This is a genomic window from Kibdelosporangium philippinense (assembly GCF_021390435.2).
GTDB classification, from domain to species: Bacteria; Actinomycetota; Actinomycetes; order Mycobacteriales; family Pseudonocardiaceae; genus Kibdelosporangium; species Kibdelosporangium philippinense.
This window is the reverse complement of sequence record NZ_JAJVCN010000002.1, coordinates 550,892-568,749: the sequence shown is the minus strand read 5'-3', so window position 1 is coordinate 568,749 and position 17,858 is coordinate 550,892. Positions and strand designations below refer to the sequence as shown.

General features: G+C 65.6%; 20 protein-coding genes. 8 read left to right on the top strand and 12 right to left on the bottom strand.

Translation table 11 applies throughout. The annotated features are described in order from the left end of the window. Positions 1-9: 9 nt before the first annotated feature. Both LWC34_RS21540 and LWC34_RS21535 read left to right on the top strand, forming a co-directional pair. The gene (locus LWC34_RS21540) at positions 10-870 is read left to right on the top strand and encodes a sensor histidine kinase (RefSeq protein ID WP_233726982.1); all 861 of its coding nucleotides are present in this window, start codon (positions 10-12) and stop codon (positions 868-870) included. Continuing rightward, positions 867-1,265: a response regulator gene (locus LWC34_RS21535; RefSeq protein WP_233726981.1), complete on the top strand. Its 399-nt coding sequence runs from the start codon at positions 867-869 to the stop codon at positions 1,263-1,265. The genes LWC34_RS21540 and LWC34_RS21535 overlap by 4 nt, the downstream gene beginning before the upstream one ends. Here LWC34_RS21535 and LWC34_RS59400 read toward each other — a convergent pair. Then, positions 1,240-1,377 (bottom strand): DUF8729 domain-containing protein, encoded by a 138-nt coding sequence (locus LWC34_RS59400; RefSeq protein ID WP_504925360.1) that lies wholly within the window; start codon positions 1,375-1,377, stop codon positions 1,240-1,242. The genes LWC34_RS21535 and LWC34_RS59400 overlap by 26 nt on opposite strands. Before the next feature lie 512 nt (positions 1,378-1,889). On the opposite strand from LWC34_RS59400, the gene LWC34_RS21530 reads away from it, so the two are divergent. Continuing rightward, positions 1,890-2,747 carry a beta-keto acid cleavage family enzyme gene (locus tag LWC34_RS21530; protein WP_233726980.1) on the top strand — a complete coding sequence of 286 codons (858 nt, stop codon included), beginning with the start codon at positions 1,890-1,892 and terminating at the stop codon, positions 2,745-2,747. 24 nt (positions 2,748-2,771) lie between these two features. Next, entirely contained in the window at positions 2,772-3,350 is a 579-nt protein-coding gene (locus LWC34_RS21525) for an RsiG family protein (protein WP_233726979.1), read from the top strand. On the opposite strand, the gene LWC34_RS21520 is transcribed toward LWC34_RS21525, so the two are convergent. Then, complete coding sequence (locus LWC34_RS21520) at positions 3,347-4,231, bottom strand: DUF8083 family protein (RefSeq protein ID WP_233726978.1); 885 nt, start codon at positions 4,229-4,231, stop codon at positions 3,347-3,349. The genes LWC34_RS21525 and LWC34_RS21520 overlap by 4 nt on opposite strands. A gap of 194 nt (positions 4,232-4,425) precedes the next feature. Between LWC34_RS21520 and LWC34_RS21515 the strand changes: the two genes are divergently transcribed. Beyond that, entirely contained in the window at positions 4,426-4,602 is a 177-nt protein-coding gene (locus LWC34_RS21515) for a DUF3073 domain-containing protein (RefSeq protein WP_233726977.1), read from the top strand. A gap of 68 nt (positions 4,603-4,670) precedes the next feature. Here LWC34_RS21515 and LWC34_RS21510 read toward each other — a convergent pair whose 3' ends face one another. Further along, a complete protein-coding gene (locus tag LWC34_RS21510; protein ID WP_233726976.1) occupies positions 4,671-5,231 on the bottom strand; it encodes a flavodoxin family protein in 561 nt (186 codons plus the stop codon). 85 nt (positions 5,232-5,316) lie between these two features. On the opposite strand from LWC34_RS21510, the gene LWC34_RS21505 reads away from it, so the two are divergent. Then, positions 5,317-5,739 carry a MarR family winged helix-turn-helix transcriptional regulator gene (locus LWC34_RS21505; RefSeq protein ID WP_233726975.1) on the top strand — a complete coding sequence of 141 codons (423 nt, stop codon included), beginning with the start codon at positions 5,317-5,319 and terminating at the stop codon, positions 5,737-5,739. On the opposite strand, the gene iolD is transcribed toward LWC34_RS21505, so the two are convergent. The 9 genes from iolD to LWC34_RS21460 form a co-directional block, all read right to left on the bottom strand. Beyond that, complete coding sequence (gene iolD, locus LWC34_RS21500; protein WP_233726974.1) at positions 5,740-7,584, bottom strand: 3D-(3,5/4)-trihydroxycyclohexane-1,2-dione acylhydrolase (decyclizing); 1,845 nt, start codon at positions 7,582-7,584, stop codon at positions 5,740-5,742. After that, a complete protein-coding gene (iolB, locus tag LWC34_RS21495) occupies positions 7,581-8,471 on the bottom strand; it encodes a 5-deoxy-glucuronate isomerase (RefSeq protein WP_233726973.1) in 891 nt (296 codons plus the stop codon). Before iolB ends, iolD begins: the two co-directional genes overlap by 4 nt. Next, positions 8,468-9,415 carry a Cgl0159 family (beta/alpha)8-fold protein gene (locus LWC34_RS21490; protein ID WP_372496562.1) on the bottom strand — a complete coding sequence of 316 codons (948 nt, stop codon included), beginning with the start codon at positions 9,413-9,415 and terminating at the stop codon, positions 8,468-8,470. Before LWC34_RS21490 ends, iolB begins: the two co-directional genes overlap by 4 nt. After that, the gene (gene iolC / locus LWC34_RS21485; protein WP_233726971.1) at positions 9,367-10,296 is read right to left on the bottom strand and encodes a 5-dehydro-2-deoxygluconokinase; all 930 of its coding nucleotides are present in this window, start codon (positions 10,294-10,296) and stop codon (positions 9,367-9,369) included. Before iolC ends, LWC34_RS21490 begins: the two co-directional genes overlap by 49 nt. Beyond that, on the bottom strand, positions 10,293-11,072 hold the full coding sequence (locus LWC34_RS21480; RefSeq protein ID WP_233726970.1) for an ATP-binding cassette domain-containing protein: 780 nt from the start codon (positions 11,070-11,072) through the stop codon (positions 10,293-10,295). Before LWC34_RS21480 ends, iolC begins: the two co-directional genes overlap by 4 nt. Continuing rightward, positions 11,069-12,112, bottom strand: coding sequence for an ABC transporter permease (locus LWC34_RS21475; RefSeq protein ID WP_233726969.1), 1,044 nt, complete (start codon positions 12,110-12,112; stop codon positions 11,069-11,071). The genes LWC34_RS21480 and LWC34_RS21475 overlap by 4 nt, the downstream gene beginning before the upstream one ends. 202 nt (positions 12,113-12,314) lie before the next feature. After that, on the bottom strand, positions 12,315-13,319 hold the full coding sequence (locus tag LWC34_RS21470) for a sugar ABC transporter substrate-binding protein (protein WP_233726968.1): 1,005 nt from the start codon (positions 13,317-13,319) through the stop codon (positions 12,315-12,317). 26 nt (positions 13,320-13,345) lie between these two features. Further along, positions 13,346-14,209, bottom strand: a complete 864-nt coding sequence (locus LWC34_RS21465) for a TIM barrel protein (protein ID WP_233726967.1) — start codon at positions 14,207-14,209, stop codon at positions 13,346-13,348. Next, a complete protein-coding gene (locus tag LWC34_RS21460; RefSeq protein WP_233726966.1) occupies positions 14,206-15,192 on the bottom strand; it encodes a Gfo/Idh/MocA family protein in 987 nt (328 codons plus the stop codon). The genes LWC34_RS21465 and LWC34_RS21460 overlap by 4 nt, the downstream gene beginning before the upstream one ends. Before the next feature lie 135 nt (positions 15,193-15,327). Here LWC34_RS21460 and LWC34_RS21455 point away from each other — a divergent pair, with 135 nt between their 5' ends. Together LWC34_RS21455 and LWC34_RS21450 are read left to right on the top strand one after the other, a co-directional pair. Next, complete coding sequence (locus tag LWC34_RS21455) at positions 15,328-16,320, top strand: LacI family DNA-binding transcriptional regulator (RefSeq protein ID WP_233728802.1); 993 nt, start codon at positions 15,328-15,330, stop codon at positions 16,318-16,320. A gap of 1 nt (position 16,321) precedes the next feature. Next, positions 16,322-17,812, top strand: coding sequence for a CoA-acylating methylmalonate-semialdehyde dehydrogenase (locus LWC34_RS21450; RefSeq protein WP_233726965.1), 1,491 nt, complete (start codon positions 16,322-16,324; stop codon positions 17,810-17,812). The last annotated feature ends 46 nt before the right edge of the window (positions 17,813-17,858 follow it).

Genomic DNA, 17,858 nt, shown 5'->3' with positions numbered 1-17,858 from the left:
CGTCGGGACGTGCGCAGACGTGAACTGCTCGGCCGGTGGATCCTGCCGATCCGGCTGCTTCCCCTCGCGCTGGCGTTCGGCTACCTGATGATCTTGCACGGATCGCTGCAGCCGACCGGCGCGGACTGGGTCGTGACGGTCGCGTCGACCCTGCTGATCGCGGGCCAAGGCCGGTGGCCGCTGCCGGTCACGCTCCTCCAAGCCGGTCTGGTAGCCATTTCGGCGGAAGCGCAGCTCGGCCAGGGCGTGGCGACGATGGCGAGCCTGTTCGCGCTCGGCGAGCTGGCGTGGCGCCGTGGCGGATGGCAAATGTGGATAGGCGCCGTGGCCGTGGCTGTCGCAGGCATGTGCCGACCGGCGATCCAAGGCATGCTGCCCGAGGTGTTCGCCGCGTTCATCACCACGTGCCTGCCGGTGTTGCTTGGCATGCATTTGCGGTCGGTTCAGGAAGTCGCTTGGCAGGCAAAGGAACTCTCGGCTTCTGAGGCCCAGGCCGCGCGGGCCGAGGAGCGTACGGCGATCGCGCGTGAACGGGTCGAGGCCGCCGGTCCCGATGTCCGTGCCGAGATCGATCCGAAAGTCGCCGACGTTGACGCCGTCGTGCGTCTCGCCGTGCTCAGAGTCGTCCAAGAAGGACTTACGAACGTGCTGAAACACGCTGGCCCACAAGCGAAAGTCTCATTGAGCGTGATCAGGTATGACGACGCGGTTGACGTGTCGCTCAGGAATGTCGGACCGGCAACACCCGAAGCCGCTGAGCCTGGGCACGGTCTGATCGGCATGCGGGAGCGGGTCGAGTTGGTCGGCGGGAAACTGGTGACCGGCCCTGTCGGGATGGGCTGGCGAGTGCATGCGTGGTTGCCCGCATGATCCGGGTGCTGTTGGCTGACGACCAAGCGCTTGTTCGCGCAGGGTTGCGGATGCTTTGCGAATCCACTGAGGACGTGATGGTGGTCGGCGAGGCTGGTACCGGCCGGGAAGCCGTCACGTCGGCCGAACGGCTCGTGCCGGACGTGGTGCTGATGGACCTTCGAATGCCAGGAATGGACGGGATCACTGCTACCAAAAGGATTCTGGACATCCGTCCGGCAACCAAGGTGCTCGTGCTCACCACATTCGACGACGACGATCACGTCTATCCAGCACTGACTGCGGGCGCGTGTGGATTCCTTGCCAAGGACATCGAGCCGCCGGAGCTGCTCGACGGGATCCGCAAGGCCGCGACCGGGGAGAGCCCGTTCAGCCCGGCGGTGTTGCGACGGTGAAAACCCATGTGGCGAACATGGCGAAGTCGGGCAGGTATTCCACTATCTGGGCGCCGGTCGCCTGAAGTGACCCAACCCACTGGGCCTGTACGGGCCCGGTGAACTGGACCAGCTAGCTCGTGGCGTCGTTGTCGCCGACTGCCTTGGCGGCCAAGCCAGGCACGGCTGGCTCTGCTGTGGATAGAAGTCTCCGGTGATCAACCGGATGGGCGGTCCCGCTGGTGCAGCCTGCGTAACGGGAACGCTCATCGCTTGCCCAAATAAAACGACACTGCATAAGGCTGCGGTGGCCACGATCGCGCGGCCGGTTTTTCCTACGCCCATGAAGGCCTGCCTTCGACCAGAAGTTCAACAGGGCGTGGCCGGGAACTATGCGGCTCTGACCAGCGACGATGATGAAAGTATTCACGGATGCGAACGGAGATCGGCCGAACGGCTCACCCCTTCGGTAGGACGATGGATCCAATGGACCCCGCCGTTCGTCCGGAGAATTTCTCGCAGCCGCAGCAGCGTGTATTTCGATGCTCAACCATGTCGGTCGGTTACTGGCGAACGATTGCAACAATCGGGTTCTGGGACCGGTCCCCGACGACACACGGCACGGCCCTGTGTCACTATCACGCCATGTCCCTGTCGACAGGCACGATCATCACGGTGGCGCCGACCGGGGCCGAGCACGCCAAGAGCGATGTGCCGAACCTGCCGGTCACCCTCGCGGAGCTGGTCAGCACCGCGCAGGACTGTGAGCGCGTCGGGGCGGCCATGATCCACGTGCACATCCGGGACGAAAACGCTAAACCGACGCTGGACCTCGGTCGTCTCAAGGACACTGTGGCAGCGTTGCGCGAACAGACGAACCTGATCGTCCAGCTTTCCACCGGCGGCGCGGTGACCGATCCGGAATCGGACCGGCTCCGGGTTTTGGACGCGCTGCCGGATTCGGCGTCGTGCACCATGGGCACGGTCAACTTCGGCGATGACGTTTTCCTCAACCGGTGGGAGTTCATCGTCGAACTGCACAAGGGAATGCAGGAACGCGGGATCGTCCCGGAGTACGAGATCTTCGACATCGGCCAGCTCGCCTCGTTGCACAGATTGCTGGACAAATACGGGCCGCCAGCCGGTGGTCATGTCCATGTGGATCTGGTGATGGGTGTGCCAGGCGGAATGCCAGGAGATGCCGAGACGCTTGTCGCCGCGATGCGGCTCATTCCCAAGGACGCGACGTTTTCGGCGACGGGCATCGGCCGCAGCGCACTGCCGGTGATGCTGGCTTCGTTGTCCGCCGGTGGTCATCTGCGGGTCGGGATGGAGGACACCATCTCGTACGCGCGGGGCGAGCGAGTCAAGGACAACGCGCAACTAGTGGCGAGGGCGGCCGGTCTGGCCCGAATCGCGCAGCGGCCGCCGTTGGCGTCCGTTCAGGTCCGTGAATTGCTGGGGGTCAAGGGTGAAAAGGGGCTGGCCGATGTGGCGGTCTAGGCGTGGTTGCCGGAGGATGATCCCGTGATCGAAGTCCGACCTGGTGGGCGCCGACGCATCGACCGTGTGCTCGACCCGGACTACATCGAGGGCCTTGACCGGCTCGGCTTGGCCGAGGTCCGGGCACGGCGGGACGATGCCGCGCAGGAAGAGACGGACCTGTCCTATCTGCGCAGGCTGTTGCACGGTCGGATCGACATCGTGCGGGCCGAACAGAAGCGGCGGACCGAGGGCGGGTCAGCCTCGGTCGTCGAACAACTGGCGACGATCCTGGCCGACAACGCTGTCGGACCGGCGATGGGTATGGGGCGCTACCAGACCCTTGAGCCGTCACGGGCCGAGGCGCACCGCAGGCACGTGGAGGCGCTGGTCTCCGACGCGGACCTGTCCGACGTGAGCTCACTGCCCGACGAGCGGCTCGAACTGGCGCTGCAGACGTATGCCAAGGAAGAGGCATCGGTCTCGCAGCGACGCCGTCAGGTCCAGGTGGTGATGGACCTGCTCAACGCCGAGATCGCCAAGCGCTACCGGGAGGGCAAGGCGTCGGTCGACGAACTGCTCGCCGCCGAGCGTGAGCGCGACGAGCAGCAGGGCCTCGACTAGCTGAACCGCTCCCGGATGGCGAGTTCACCCCAGAACTCGCGGAGCTGTTCGAACCGTTCGGCGACGGTTTCCGCATCGCCAGATTCAAGCGCGTCCACGATCGCGTTGACGTCCTCACACGACGAGTCACTCTGCAGTTGCTTGTCGTCAAGTAGCTGTACCAGACCGCCGTAGTCGAGCTCGACGGCAGAATTACCGTCAAAGTGCTCGAGCCAGCCGGCCGTGTCCTCAAGAACCTTCGCCGGACCACGCTCACCAAAGGTGCTCGCCGCCAACTCGTACGCGCGGGCGACCCTCGCTTGCGCGTCGGCCATCGTCGCGCGCCACGAGCTCTCCCGGTCGGGTGACATCCGGGTTTCCAGCCGCAACCGCCGCCGCTCGGGCTCGAACATGACAAACCACGGCAGCGGGACGGTCCACGTCGTCGACACGGCGTGCACGGCGCCTGAGGGCTGCTCGGACAGCACCGAGGCCGCCCGGGCCCGCACGGTGTCCAGTGAGGCCGTGATCGCCGCGTCCCGCAATGCGGGATGCGCGGTGGCGAGAAACCCGACAAGAGCAGCGGCCGAACGGGGCATCACGTCCAATGGGCACACCAGTGGGCCGATCTCCGGATCAGCGCCGGGAACATCCCGAGGGTCGAGAACGAGGACGTCCTTGAGGGTGCGCGGGGACGGACTGCCATCGGCCGACTCGCCCGGGAGCAATCGGACCGGGACAGAAAGTTGTGACCTGAACCACATTTCCCGCTCGCGCTCACCCACGACCGAACGCGACAATGGACCGGTTTCTACTACGTTCCGTAGTCGATTTGACAACTCAGTGTCAAAAGCCGACAACGGTTCGTACACCCGAAGGTAGGCGACGAACGGACGAGGCACTACTTCATGCTGTCATGGGTCACCCGGAACCGGGCGATCGGCCGATCGAGGCAGATCTGTCATCACCGGCACACGGTGCCGCGTCGCGTCGGACCCCATCGGCACGGTACGGTAGTTGTCAGGAATCAGTTGTCGAGACGAGTGGGGCCGCCGTTTCCCCCGGCCGCCCCATCCCTGTGCGAGGGGGTCGAGCCATGGGGCGCGGCCGGGCGAAGGCCAAGCAGACGAAGGTGGCCCGAGAGCTCAAGTACAGCACTCGGAACACGGACTTCGACGCTCTCCAGCGAGAGCTGTCGGGCCAGTCCGATGACCACCAAGAAGAGGACCGTAGCGACGACTACGACGACGGTTACGACGACTACCGTCGCTGAATCTCGGCATACAGACACCAGGGCTAGCTGTTGTGGCCTGCCCTGGTGTCTGTATGCCGGAGATCCTCTTACGCGGTGACGTAAGCACTCTGGAAGAAGCTCTTCGCGGCTTTCATGGCGAGAGCGTCATTCAGCACCTCACCTGGATGGTGACCGTGGCCAAGCAACACGCCACCCCACCCCATACCCAGGTACTCGGCCGTCTTGAACAGCGAGCCGACCAGTGAGTCGGACTTGTCGTACTCCTCGGCGGTCGAGATACCCCACAGCGTCTTCTCGCGCATGCGCGCCTTGAACGCGACATCCGGCAGGTGCAGCCAGCCGCTCCAGTAGTCGAGGTAGCGCTTGGTCGTCGCCGACACGCTGTACCAGTACAGCGGAGACGCGATGACGACATCGGTCGCCTCGAGCGTGAAGTCGAGCAGGCGCTGCTCGTTGCCGGTCGGCGTGGGATGGGTCTTGTCCACGCCGCGGGTGTCGCGGAACGGCTCGAGCGGGATGTCCTCAAGCCACAGCCAGCGCTGTTCGGTGCCCTCAGGCAGGTACTCGGCGGCCTTGCGGGCGAGGGACTCGGTATTGCCCTCAGGTCGAGAGCTGCCAAGAACGAACAGGTACTTGCGCACTGTCATGCCCCCTGATCACGGTTGGGATTTAGATGCATGTACATGCAGATACTGTCACTGCATGTAAGCTGACGTCAAGGAGGGAGGCCGCATGAGCCGTGAAGAGGCCTGGGGCCGACTTGTCGCCCTGCATGCCCGGATCGAGGGTGAGTTGGGCAAAGCCCTGCAGCGCCGACACGGCCTCGGGCTGTCCGAATACCGGGCGCTCGATCATCTCTCGAGGGCCACTGGAAAGAACAACTCGCTGCGCATCCAGGAACTCGCCGAGGCCCTCGAGCTCAACCAGAGCTCGGTCAGCCGCCTGGTCGCACGGCTGGAATCCGCGGGCCTCAGCGAACGGGATATCTGCGAGGACGACCGCAGGGGCATTTACACAATGCTCACCGAGACCGGCCGAAAATCCTTCGAGGATGCCGAACCCACGTATCAGCAAACGCTTGAGCAAGCACTGGAAAAGGCGGAAGCCGACCCACAGCTCAAGGCCGCGGTGTCGGCTTTCCGCACACTCAGCTAACTATTTCAGGTACCTCAGCTGGTGGGTTTTCGCCGAATCCAGCTCTTCCCTTGCTGCCGCGATTTCCGGGCGATGGGAGACCTGCGGAACGCCCACTTCCCACCAGGCTCCGGCTTCGGTCCAGGAACTCGGATGGGTCTTGATCACAACAACCGCGGGCACGCCGGACTGCGCGTGTTCGCGAGCCTTCGTATAGGCCGCGCGAAGATCTGCGACGGAATCCGCCACGAGGACCGCACATCCGAGTCCGGCCGCGTGGGTCGCGAAGTCCACGCGTGGTGGTTCAGGCAGACGGCTGCGGACGTCGGAGTACATGTTGTTGAATCCGGCACCACCTTGGCCGCGCTGGAGGCGGTCAATGACGGCATATCCGTCGTTGTCGCACACCACCGCGACGAAGCCGTGGCCTGCGAAGGCCGCCGAGAACAGCTCCGAGTTGAGCATCAGGTACGAGCCGTCGCCAAGCAGTGTCGTGACGATGCCCTGCGTGTGGGCCGTTGCCGCGCCCCACGCTCCGGCGATCTCGTAACCCATGCACGAGAAGCCATATTCGACGTCCATTGTCGACTCACCGGTCGCCCGCCAGCCGCCGATCAGCTCGCCGGGCAGGCCGCCGGACGCGGTCATCACGTAGTCGTCTGGGCCGGAAATGTCGTTCACGACCCCGACGACCTCGGCATACGTCGGCAACGGGCCACCGGCTGACCGCAGTTCGGTGATGTGCGCGTCCCACTTCGCCAGCTCGGACGAGGCGCGCGCGGACCACGATTGGGGCGCGTTCCAGTCGACCAGCGGGAGTTCTTCGAGGCCTTCCCTGGCATCGGCGACCACTGCGACGGCCCCGTGTTTGACCGCGTCGAAGCGGGCGGCGTTAATCGTTACAAGCTTGACATCAGGCGAAAAAACGGACCACGAGGCCGTCGTGAAGTCCTGCAGGCGGGTTCCGACGGCGATCACCACGTCCGCTTCGGCCGCCAGTGCGTTGGCTGACGCCGATCCAGTGATGCCCAGCGGCCCCGCGTGCAGCGGGTGCGTATGCGGCACGAGCGTGCGGCCCGCGGTGGTCTCGGCGATGGGCACGTTGTGCCGCTCGGCGAACTCGATCGCGGTCTGCGCGGCGCCCGAATATCGGACGCCACCACCCAGCACGAGCAACGGCTTCTGCGACGCCCGGATCACCTCGGCGGCCCGGCCAAGCGAGCGCCGGTCCGGACGCGGGCGCAGCACGTGATGCACGACCGGCTCGAACAGCGACGAAGGGAAATCGAACGCCTCAGCCTGAACATCCTGCGGCAGCGCCAAAGTCACCGGCCCGCACTCACCGGGATCGGTCAGCACCCTGGCAACCTGCGGCAAAGTCGCGATCAGCTGCTCGGGCCTTGTGATCCGGTCGAAGTAGCGGCTGACCGGCCGGAAAGCGTCGTTCACGCTCACGGTCGCGTCACTGAACGGCTCGATCTGTTGCAGCACAGGGTCAGGCGCGCGGTTGACGAACGTATCGCCTGGGAGCAAAAGCAATGGCAGCCGGTTGGCGTTCGCGACACCCGCAGCCGTCACCATGTTCAGCGCGCCAGGGCCGATCGACGACGTGGCAACGCCAACCTGGCGGCGGTGCGTGGCTTTCGTGTACCCGACGGCCGCGAGCGCCATGCCTTGCTCAGTGTGCCCGCGCCACACCGGGATCTGGTCCCGGAACTCTTCAAGAGCGGCACCGAGGCTCAAGACGTTGCCGTGCCCGAAGATCGCGTAGACCGCAGGGAACAGCGGGGCTTCGGTGCCGTCGAGCAACTCGGTCCGTTGTGCCACAAGCCAACGGACCAGGGCCTGCGCGGTGGTCAACCTCATGACTGGACCCTCCCTTCGGCTGAGGTCACCGGGCAGCGCGGGTCGTCGACCTGCTTCTCCCATGACTGCCGCACCCAGGTGTGGGCGGGGTCGTCGCAGAAAGCCATCGAGCGATCGTCGGCAGGCCCGGCGAGGACGTTGAGGTAGTACATCGGGTAGCCCGGCGCGGCCACGCAGGGACCGTGATATCCGCGGGGGATAAGGAAAACGTCGCCGTCGCGGACGGTCACGTCCTCATCGATGGCGCCGTCGGCGGTGTACGTCTTGTGGAAGCCGAAGCCTTCGCGGGACGGGGTGATCCCGTCTTGGGCGGCGATCCGGAAGTAGTAGATCTCCTCGTTGACGACCTCGCACTCGCTGGCTTCGTCGTGCTTGTGCGGCGGGTACGAGGACCAGTTGCCGTCTGGGGTGATCAGCTCGCAGGCGTTGAGTTTCTCCGCGTGGTCCCAGACTCCTGGCACGCCGAAGTTCGTGACCTGCCTGGTCGCGTTGCCCGAACCGCGCACCTCGACCGGGACGTCCTCGGCCGGGCCGTACTTGGGCGCAAGGCGCTTTGTGCAGCGGGCCATGGGCAACGCGACCTCGGCACCATCCTTTGTCGACAAAGTGATATAGGCATCTCGTGGTACGTAGGCGAAGTCCGTGACCCTGGTGAAGACCGAGTCACGGCCTTGCAGCTCGAACTTCGATTCGTCCACTTCGACCGTCAGGCTGCCTGCCAGCGGCAGGATGAAGGCTTCGAACTCGCCCGTGGACACGGTCCTGGTGGCACCACGCGGAATCGTGAGCACGCGCAGGCCGGTGTACGTCCAGCCCGCGTCCTGCGGGGCCAGCCGGATCGGATCACGCTCGTCCGAGAGAGTCCCGTGTGGACGGTGCAAGCTCATGCCTTCACTCCTTCATGCAGGACTTTGGCGGCGGCTTCGACGGCACCGGCGACGTCACCGTCCGGTGGGTAGAGCAGCGCGCGGCCCACGACCAGGCCACGAACGACCGGGTGGCGCAGCGAGCGGCCCCACGACGCGATGTCCTCCTCGACGCTCGGGCCTGGAATCCCGCCAAGCACGACGGTCGGCAGAGTCGTGGCGTCCAGCACGAAATCGGGGTCTTCGGGGGCGGGGAGCTTCAGCCAGGTGTAGGCCGAGGTCTCGCCAAGCGAGGACGCCACAGTCGTCGCACGAGCCAGCGATGGGCCGTCCTTGAGCAGCTGAAGTTTGCCGTGGATCCGGCGGTACGGCAGCGGCTCGACCATCGCCATGAGGTTTCGGGAGGCCAGCTCGGTGACCGCGTCGGCGCAGGCCTGCAGCGTCGGAACCGTCCCGGCGTCGTTGTCGACGATCCTCAGCAGCATCTTGCCGCCGTCAAGGCCCAGCTCAGCGATGGCGGACGCGGTGTACGCGGTGAACCGGTCGTCGATCTCCCAGTCGGCCCCGGCCAGGCCGCCGCGGTTCATCGAGCCGATGACGATCTTGTGCTGCAGGGCGCCGAGAAGCAGGAGCTCCTCGACGATGTCCGGGGTGCCGAGCACTCCGTCGACAGCAGGGTTCTCCAGGGCGATGAGCAGGCGTTCCAGCAGCGAGCGGCGGTTGACCATGGCATTCGGGTCGCCAGGCACACCCATCGCGCCACGGGCCGTGTGGTCGGCCGCGACCAAGAACATCGTGCCTTGGTCTGTCAACAGAGATGCACGTCGTGCACGAGTTGTATACAGCTTATGCACAGCCTGTGGATTATTCGCACGCGTGTGCAGTAGGTCTGCCCACTGCTTGTCAGTGATCACCTTTACAGGCGCTCCTCGATCTCGTTCTGGGCAGGCATCGCGTCGGCACATGCCAGCCGACCTGCGACGATGGCTCCCGCGACGTTGGCGTACTCGGCGATTTCCACGGGCTCCCAGCCTTCGAGCAGACCGTGGATCACAGCGCCGCCGAACGCGTCACCGGCGCCGAGCCCGCAGACGACCTTGATCGGATGCGGCGGCACGGTCCACGACCCCTCCGAGGTCGCGACCAGCACACCCTCGGCACCTTTCTTGATCATCACGAGCGACACACCGCGATCGAGGATCCGGCGCGCGGCCTCGTCCGGGTCGGACGTGCCGACCGCGACCTCGGCCTCAGTACGGTTGCCGACCGCGACCGTTACGTGGTCGAGCATCCACGAGATCTGCTCCCGCGCAGCGTCCACATCGGACCAGAACATCGGCCGGTAGTCCATGTCCAGCACGGTGTGATCCCGACGGCCCCTCGTCTCCAGGATCTTGCGCTGGGTGCCGCGCGCCGGTTCGGTGCTCACGCCCGTCCCGGTCACCCACAGCACAGGAACTTCCGACACGACATCCCACGGCACGTCCTCGGCGGTCAGCGTGAGGTCGGGCGCGGTCGGCAAGCGGTAGAACAAAAGCGGCGGGTCCTCGGGCGGGTCCAGCGCGCAGAACACCACGGGCGTCAGCAAGTCCGGCGACGTACCAACGTACGCCGGCGAAACTCCGAACTCTGTCAACGCATCGCGGACGTAGTCGCCGAACCCGTCCGGACCCACCTTGGTCAGAACGGCGGTCTCGCGGCCGAGCCGCGCGGCGGCGACCGCGACGTTGGTCGCGGTGCCGCCGAGCGACTTGGCGAAGGTCTGCACCTTGGCCAGCGGAACACCGCTCTGCTCGGGGTAGAGGTCCACCCCGACCCGGCCAATCGTCAGAGCCTCAAGTGTCACTTCTCTACCGCCCTGAGTTCGTGTTCCAAGGCCTCAAGCTCGGCCCCACCGGCCATCTGCCGGGTGAGCTCCTCAATGGTGATGTCGCCCTTGTCGAACGACCCAAGGCTCCGGCCGCGCTTGAGCAGCAGGAACCGGTCACCGACTGGGTAGGCGTGGTGCGGGTTGTGCGTGATCAGCACGACTCCGAGCCCGCGATCACGGGCTTGGGCGACGTACCGCAGCACGACACCGGCCTGCTTCACGCCAAGAGCAGCCGTCGGCTCGTCGAGAATGAGTACCTTCGCTCCAAAGTGGACAGCACGCGCGATCGCCACGCATTGCCGTTCACCGCCGGACAACGTGCCCACCGGCTGTTCCACGTCACGCAGGTCGATACCCATCTCGGCCAACGCGGTCTTGGTGGTGTCACGGCCCTTCTTGCGGTCAAGCCGCCGGAACGGGCCCCACCCGACCGTGGGTTCGGAACCGAGGTAGAAGTTCCGCCACACACTCATCAGCGGAACCACTGCCAGGTCCTGGTACACCGTCGCGATCCCGCGATCGAGCGCCTCACGCGGCGAGGAGAACCGAACTTCCTCGCCCTCGACCAACAACTGGCCTTTGTCGTACTGGTGCACTCCGGCCAGAATCTTGATCAGCGTTGACTTCCCGGCGCCGTTGTCACCGAGGACGCACGTGACCTCACCGGCATTGACCACAGTGGACACATCGGCCAATGCGATGACGCTGCCGTAGGTCTTGCCGATGTCGTTGACCTCGATCAGGGATGTCATCGCCGCACCCTTTCCGCGCGCCGCCGGAAGGTGTTGTTCACCAGCACCGCGGCCAGCAGCATGATGCCGAGGAACAGCATGAACCAGTCACTGTTCCACTGTGCGTAGACGATTCCCTGCCGCGCCATGCCGAAGATCAGCGCACCGATCGCCGCGCCGACCGCGGACCCGAAGCCACCGGTCAGCAGGCAGCCGCCGATCACCGCGGCGATGATGTACTGGAATTCCAGCCCGATGCCCTGGTTTGCCTGCACACTGGCGTTGCGCAGGATGTTGATCGAGCCAACGATCCACGCGGCGAACGCGGTCGTCATGAACAGCATGATCTTCGTGCGCACCACCGGAACACCGACCGCCCGCGAGCTGAGCGACGAGCCACCGACCGCGAACGTCCAGTTGCCGAACCGGGTGCGAACCAGAACCCACGCGGCGATCACGGCGAACAGGATCCACCAGAGGATCGAAACCTGGAAGTCCGTGCCACCGATGTTGATGGTCGAGGCGAACAGCATTCCCGCGGACTCGTAACCATCGGTCGACCGCATTCCGGAAACCTGCACGGTTCCGGTGATGAGCCGCGTGACACCAAGGTTCAATCCTTGCAGGGCAAGGAAAGTACCGAGGGTCACAATGAAGCTCGGCAGTCCGGTCCGCATCACCAGCCAGCCGTTGATCGCCCCAACAGCCAGGGCGAAGATCAGCGACAGGATGAGCGCGAACCACACGTTCAGCCCGAGCTGCGTCGCGAAGATCGCGGTGACCAGCGCGGTCGACGCCGTCATCACGCCAGCGGAGAGGTCGAACTCGCCGCCGATCATCAGCATCGCGACCGCGACCGCCATGATTCCCAGCGTTGACGCGTCGTCCAGCCAGTTCGCCACCCCGAGCGGGCTGAGGAACTGACCGGCGACGACCGAGAAGAAGATGAAGACGAGCAACGCCCCGAGCAGCGCACCGATCTCCGGCCGAACCACAAGGCGGTCCCAGAGATTCGGCTTGACCAAACGCTCATCGGGAGTTGCCTGCACCGCGACACTCATCCTGTCACCGAACCAACGGTCCACTCGCAAAACCAGTTGTCCACAACCCGCGAGTAACCCCTCTGACCAGCCCCAACCCCCGATAGAATGGAGCAGGGCAGTCCCCCCGGGGAGTGGTGGGGGATGTCCTGGTGGGGGATGGTGCCAGCACCCTGCGGGATGTGCTGGCCACGGGGAATGTTCTGGCGTGGATGTGATGCTGTCACCTGGTTCCCTTCTCCGCGAAGGGCGCGATCGTGTCCACGTTGGACTTGTCGACGAAGCCGGGGCCGGTCAGCACCGGGCGGCCGCCGCCGACAGTGTTCGCGTTTTCCTTGTACAGCTTGAGGAACACGATCGGCAGGTAGCCCTGCTCGTACTGCTGCTGGTCGACCGCGAACAGGATGTCGCCAAACTTGATCGCGTTGACCACGTCGGTGTTCAGGTCGAACGTCGCTACCTGCGCCTTCGAGCCCGCGCCCTTGATCGCGGTCACGGCACCGGCCGCGACCTGCGAGTTCAGCGCCAGTACGGCGTCGACCGACGGGTCGGCCTGCACCGCGCCTTTGATCCTGGACTGGGCATCGGTCGGGTTGTTGATGTCCACCTGCAGCGTGGTCACGTTGCCGAAGGTGCTCTTGGCGCCGTCACAACGCTGGTTCTGGCCGATGTTTCCGGCTTCGTGGATCACGCACAGCATCTTGGTCTTGCCCGCCGCCTTCAGACGCGTGCCCGCGCCCTCACCGGCGATGGTTTCGCTCTGGCCGACGTGCGTGAGCGCGCCGAAGGACGCGCTCTGCGTTTCGCCTGAGTTGATCGTGATGACCGGGATTCCGGCCTTCACCGCGTTCTCGATCGAGGTACGCAACGCGTCCGGGTTGGCCATCGAGACCACCAGGCCGTCGACCTTCTGCGCGATCGCGTTGTCGATCAGCTTGGCTTGCGCGCCCGGGTCTCCGTCGGACTTGTAGTCCACCTGCGCGCCGAGTTGCCTGCCTGCGGCTTCGGCGCCGTTTTTCACCACGTTCCAGAAGGCGTCACCGGCGCTGCCGTGCGTGACGACGGCGACCCGCAGGCTTCCGCCGCTGCCGCCACCTGGAGTCGGGGCGGTGCCACCACCGGCGTTGCTGGGTTGGTCACCTTGCGGACCGCTGCACGCGGCCAATACCAACGCTCCGGCGGCCGCGATAGCCGCGAACTTGAACTTCACGAAGCGATCGGACGTCATCGTCTCTCCTCGCTGGGCGGAACCTTCTACTCAAGGCCGCCGATTATCTGGTTGAGGTATCGCAGGCTGCTAGCCGTGTCCATCTTGGGTGTGTCGACAGGACTCTGCTCGCTGAGAGCGGTGTCCTGTTCAAGGACGTACCAGCCGTCGTAACCCGCCTGGTGGACAAAGCGAACGACCGCTTCGATGTCCACATCCCCCTGACCGAGCGGCACGTACATGCCTTGCCCGACCGCTTCGGCGTAGCCGAGCTCGCCCGCGCGGACCTTGTCCGCGAGTTGCGCCCGGACGTCTTTGAGATGCATGTGCCCGATCCGGGACGGGTAGCGCTCGGCGAGCGCGACTGGGTCGGTACCGCCGATCATCAGGTGCCCGGTGTCAAAACACAGTTGCAGGTCGGAGTCCTTGATGAACCGTTCGACCTCGGCCTCGGTCTCCACGTGCGTGCCAACGTGCGGGTGCAGCACGGTCCGCAGGCCATGTGAGGCTGCGATGTCACGGATCTTCGCCGCAGTGCTGATCAGCGTGTTCCACTGCTCGTCGGTCAGCGCCGGGCGTTCGTCGTAACCGTCAATGCCCGTCGCGGCGGCGAGGACGACCACGTCCGCGCTGGCAGCGGCCAGTACCTTCACGGTGCGCTCGGCTTCGGCGATGCTTGACTCGTCATGCAGTGGCACCGCGAGGAAGCCGCCGACCACGGTCAGGTTGTAGGTGCCGAGCAGCGCGCAGAGTTTGGTCGGCTCGGTCGGCAGGTAGTCCGGCGGGCCGAGTTCGGTCGCGGTCAGGCCGAGTTCGGCCATCTCGCCAAGCACCGTGTCGGGGTCGAGCACAGTGCCCCAGCCAGGGACTTCGCAGACGCCCCAAGAGATCGGCGCTCCAGCGAGCTTCACGCGACCACCTCCACGGTTCCGGACCGACGCGACTTGTCACAGGCCAGCGCGAGGCGCAGGCTCGTCAGGCTGTCCCTTGCGGGCGACGGGTTCTGGGTCTTGCCCGCGACGACGTCCACGAATACCGCCATTTCGTTGAGGTACGCGCGGTGAAAGCGTTCTGCGAAGCCGGGATACGCGTCCGGGCCGACCTTCGGCCCATCGGGCTCGAGCGAGGTCAGCGGGGTCCGCGAGTCCACCCCGACCGCCAGGGAGTCCTTGCTGCCCAACACTTCGATGCGGTGGTCGTAGCCAAGCGGGTCATGCCTGCCGCCGACGAGCACGGCGTGCGCGCCACCGGCGAACTTCAGCGTGACCACGGCGTTGTCCACGTCGTCGGCCTCCGCGAAGGCTTGGTCCACCAGCACGGATCCGGAGGCGTAGACCTCGACGACCGGCTCGCCGACCAGCCACGGCACCGCGTCGAGGTCGTGGATCAGCAGGTCACGGAAGATCCCGCCGGACGCGGGCAGGTAGCCGAAGTCGGGCGGCTCCGCGTCGTTGCCGGTGGCCCTGACCAGGTAGAGCTTGCCGACCTCGCCCGCACGGATCCGCCGGTGGAGCTCGGCGATGGCCGGGTCGAAGCGGCGCTGGAACCCGACGAGCACCTCGACGCCCGAAGCTTCGATGTCCTCGACCAGCGCGACCATCTCGTCGTAGTCGCTCGCGATCGGCTTCTCGCACAGCGCGGGCACGTTGGCGGCCAGCGCGCGGCGGATGGTCTCGGGGTGGGTCGTCGTCGGAGTCGCGATCAGCACGCCGTCGCTGGTTTTCAGCAGCGCGTCCAGGTCATCGACGGCTTTCGCGCCGATTTGGGCGGCCACCTCGGCCGCGCGGCCGGGGATCGGGTCGAACAGCACGACCTCGTCGACCGCGTCGAGCGAGGCCAGGTTGCCGGCGTGCATCGTGCCGATCCGGCCGACACCGGCTACTCCGATACGCATGCTTCTCCAATGGATCCGCAGGTCAAGGCCAGTCTTCGTTAGAGCGCTCTATTTGTTGGAGCGCTCTAATGCTGTAACGTGTGTCAGGTCATGTCAAGGGCGCGTTGCCCGCTCGTTACGCCCGGAGGGTTGGAGTTGACCCGGCCGACCATGGAGGACGTGGCCCGTGTCGCCGGCGTGTCCCGCGCGCTGGTTTCGCTGGTCATGAACGGCTCGCCCAAAGTCAGCGAGCAGCGCCGCAAAGCCGTGCTCGACGCAGCCGAGCAACTCGGTTACTCACCGCACGCGATGGCCCGCTCGTTGGCCAGCCGCACGTCGACCGTGCTCGGTGTGATGGTGTCCGACCTGCACAACGCCTTCTTCGCCGAGGTCGTCGACGGTATCGACGAGGTGGCGCAGGCCGAGGGCTTCGAGCTGATCATCAACACCGGCGGCCGCAGCCCGTCGCGTGAGAAGCGTGCCGTGAACGGCCTCCTGGCCTTCCGTCCCGCGGGACTCGCCCTGCTCGGCCCGGTCGTTCCCCCGAACACGCTGGCCGAAGCAGCCGCGCAGGCGCCCACTGTATTGGTCGCACGGTCATCTCGACTGTCGACTTTAGACACAGTGAATGACGACGGCGAGGTTGGTTCGGGCCTGGCCGTGGACCATCTGGTTTCGTTGGGCCACACCGAGATCGCCCACCTCGACGGCGGCGTCGGATCGCAGGCGCCGCAGCGTCGCCGCGGCTACATCGCCGCCATGCAGCGCCACGGCCTGACACCACGCGTGATCCCCAGCGAGTACACGGACATCGCCGGCGCGAAGGCGGTCCGTCAACTGATTGAACAAGGCGGGTTGCCGACGGCGTTGGTCGCCGCGAACGACTTCAACGCGGTCGGCGCGATCTCCGCACTGGAAGAAGCCGGACTGCGTGTCCCACAGGACATGTCGGTCGTCGGATACGACAACACGTCGCTGGCCGGCCTTCGGCACGTCTCACTGACCACGATCGACCAGCCACGCCACGAGATCGGCAGGCTCGCGGGCGAGGCGCTGGTGCAACGGGTCCGCGGCGAGCGGACCGAGCCGGTGAAGAAGCTGTTGCACCCCTCACTCGTAGTTCGCTCGACCACCCAAGCCAGGAGCTGAAATGACTTCGGTTGTCCCGCATTACATCGACGGCGCCAGGACCACGGGAACATCCGGTTCTTCGGGCGACGTGTTCGAGCCGTCGACCGGCGCGCTGGCGCGCAAGGTGGCCATGGCATCACAGTCCGATGTAGACCTCGCGGTGGCGTCTTCGGTGAAGGCCGCCCGTGACTGGGCGGATTCGTCGTTGTCGACGCGCAGCCGGATCATGTTCGCCTTCCGCGAGCTGGTCCATTCCCACCGGGACGAACTCGCGGCGCTGATCACCGCCGAACACGGCAAGGTCCTGTCGGACGCGGCGGGCGAGGTGCAGCGTGGGCTTGAGGTCGTCGAGTTCGCTTGTGGCATCCCGCATCTGTTGAAGGGCGAGCACTCCGAGCAGGTTTCCCGTGGGGTTGACGCTTACTCGGTTCGTGAGCCGTTGGGCGTGGTCGCCGGGATCACGCCGTTCAACTTCCCCGCGATGGTTCCAATGTGGATGTTCCCGTTGGCGATCGCGGCCGGGAATGCCTTTGTGCTGAAGCCCTCCGAGCGTGATCCGTCGACCGCGGTCCGGTTGGCCGAGTTGTTCACCGAGGCCGGGCTGCCCGATGGTGTGTTGAACGTGCTGCAGGGTGACGCGTCCGCGGTGAACGCCCTGCTGGATCACCCTGATGTTGCTGGGGTTTCGTTCGTGGGTTCGACTCCGATTGCCAAGCACGTGTATTCCCGCGGAACCGCGCAGGGAAAGCGTGTCCAGGCTTTGGGTGGGGCCAAAAACCACATGGTCGTACTGCCTGACGCCGATGTGGACGTTGCCGCCGATGCTGCGGTTTCCGCTGGATACGGCAGCGCGGGCGAGCGTTGTATGGCCATCTCGGTCGTCGTGGCCGTCGGGGACATCGCCGATTCCTTGGTTTCCGCGATCGCTTCGCGTACCGGTTCCTTGGTGACTGGGCCAGGTACGGACCCTGCTTCCCAGATGGGTCCTTTGGTGACCGGCGTACATCGGGACCGGGTTGCTTCCTATGTGGACGCTGGTGTTGCCGAGGGTGCTTCCCTTGTCGTGGACGGCCGTGGCCACGCTCCCGCTGGCTTCGAGGATGGCTTCTGGCTGGCGCCAACGCTGTTCGACAACGTCACGCCGGAGATGTCCATCTACCGGGATGAGATCTTCGGTCCGGTTTTGTGCGTCGTGCGCGTGCCTACCTTCGATGCCGCCGTGGAACTGGTCAACGCCAACCCTTACGGCAACGGCACCGCCATTTACACCGGCGACGGCTTGGCCGCCCGGGAGTACCAGCGCCGGGTGCACGTCGGGATGATCGGGATCAACGTGCCCATCCCGGTGCCGATGGCTTACTACTCCTTCGGCGGCTGGAAGGACTCCTTGTTCGGCGACACGCACGTGCATGGCGCCGAAGGCGTGAAGTTCTACACGCGCGCCAAGGCCGTGACGTCCCGCTGGCCACGCCAATCCGGCATCGACCTCGGTTTCCCAACGCACGGCTGAGTTACAACGCGCCCGTGACAAGTTCATGACATCGACCGGCCAAGGT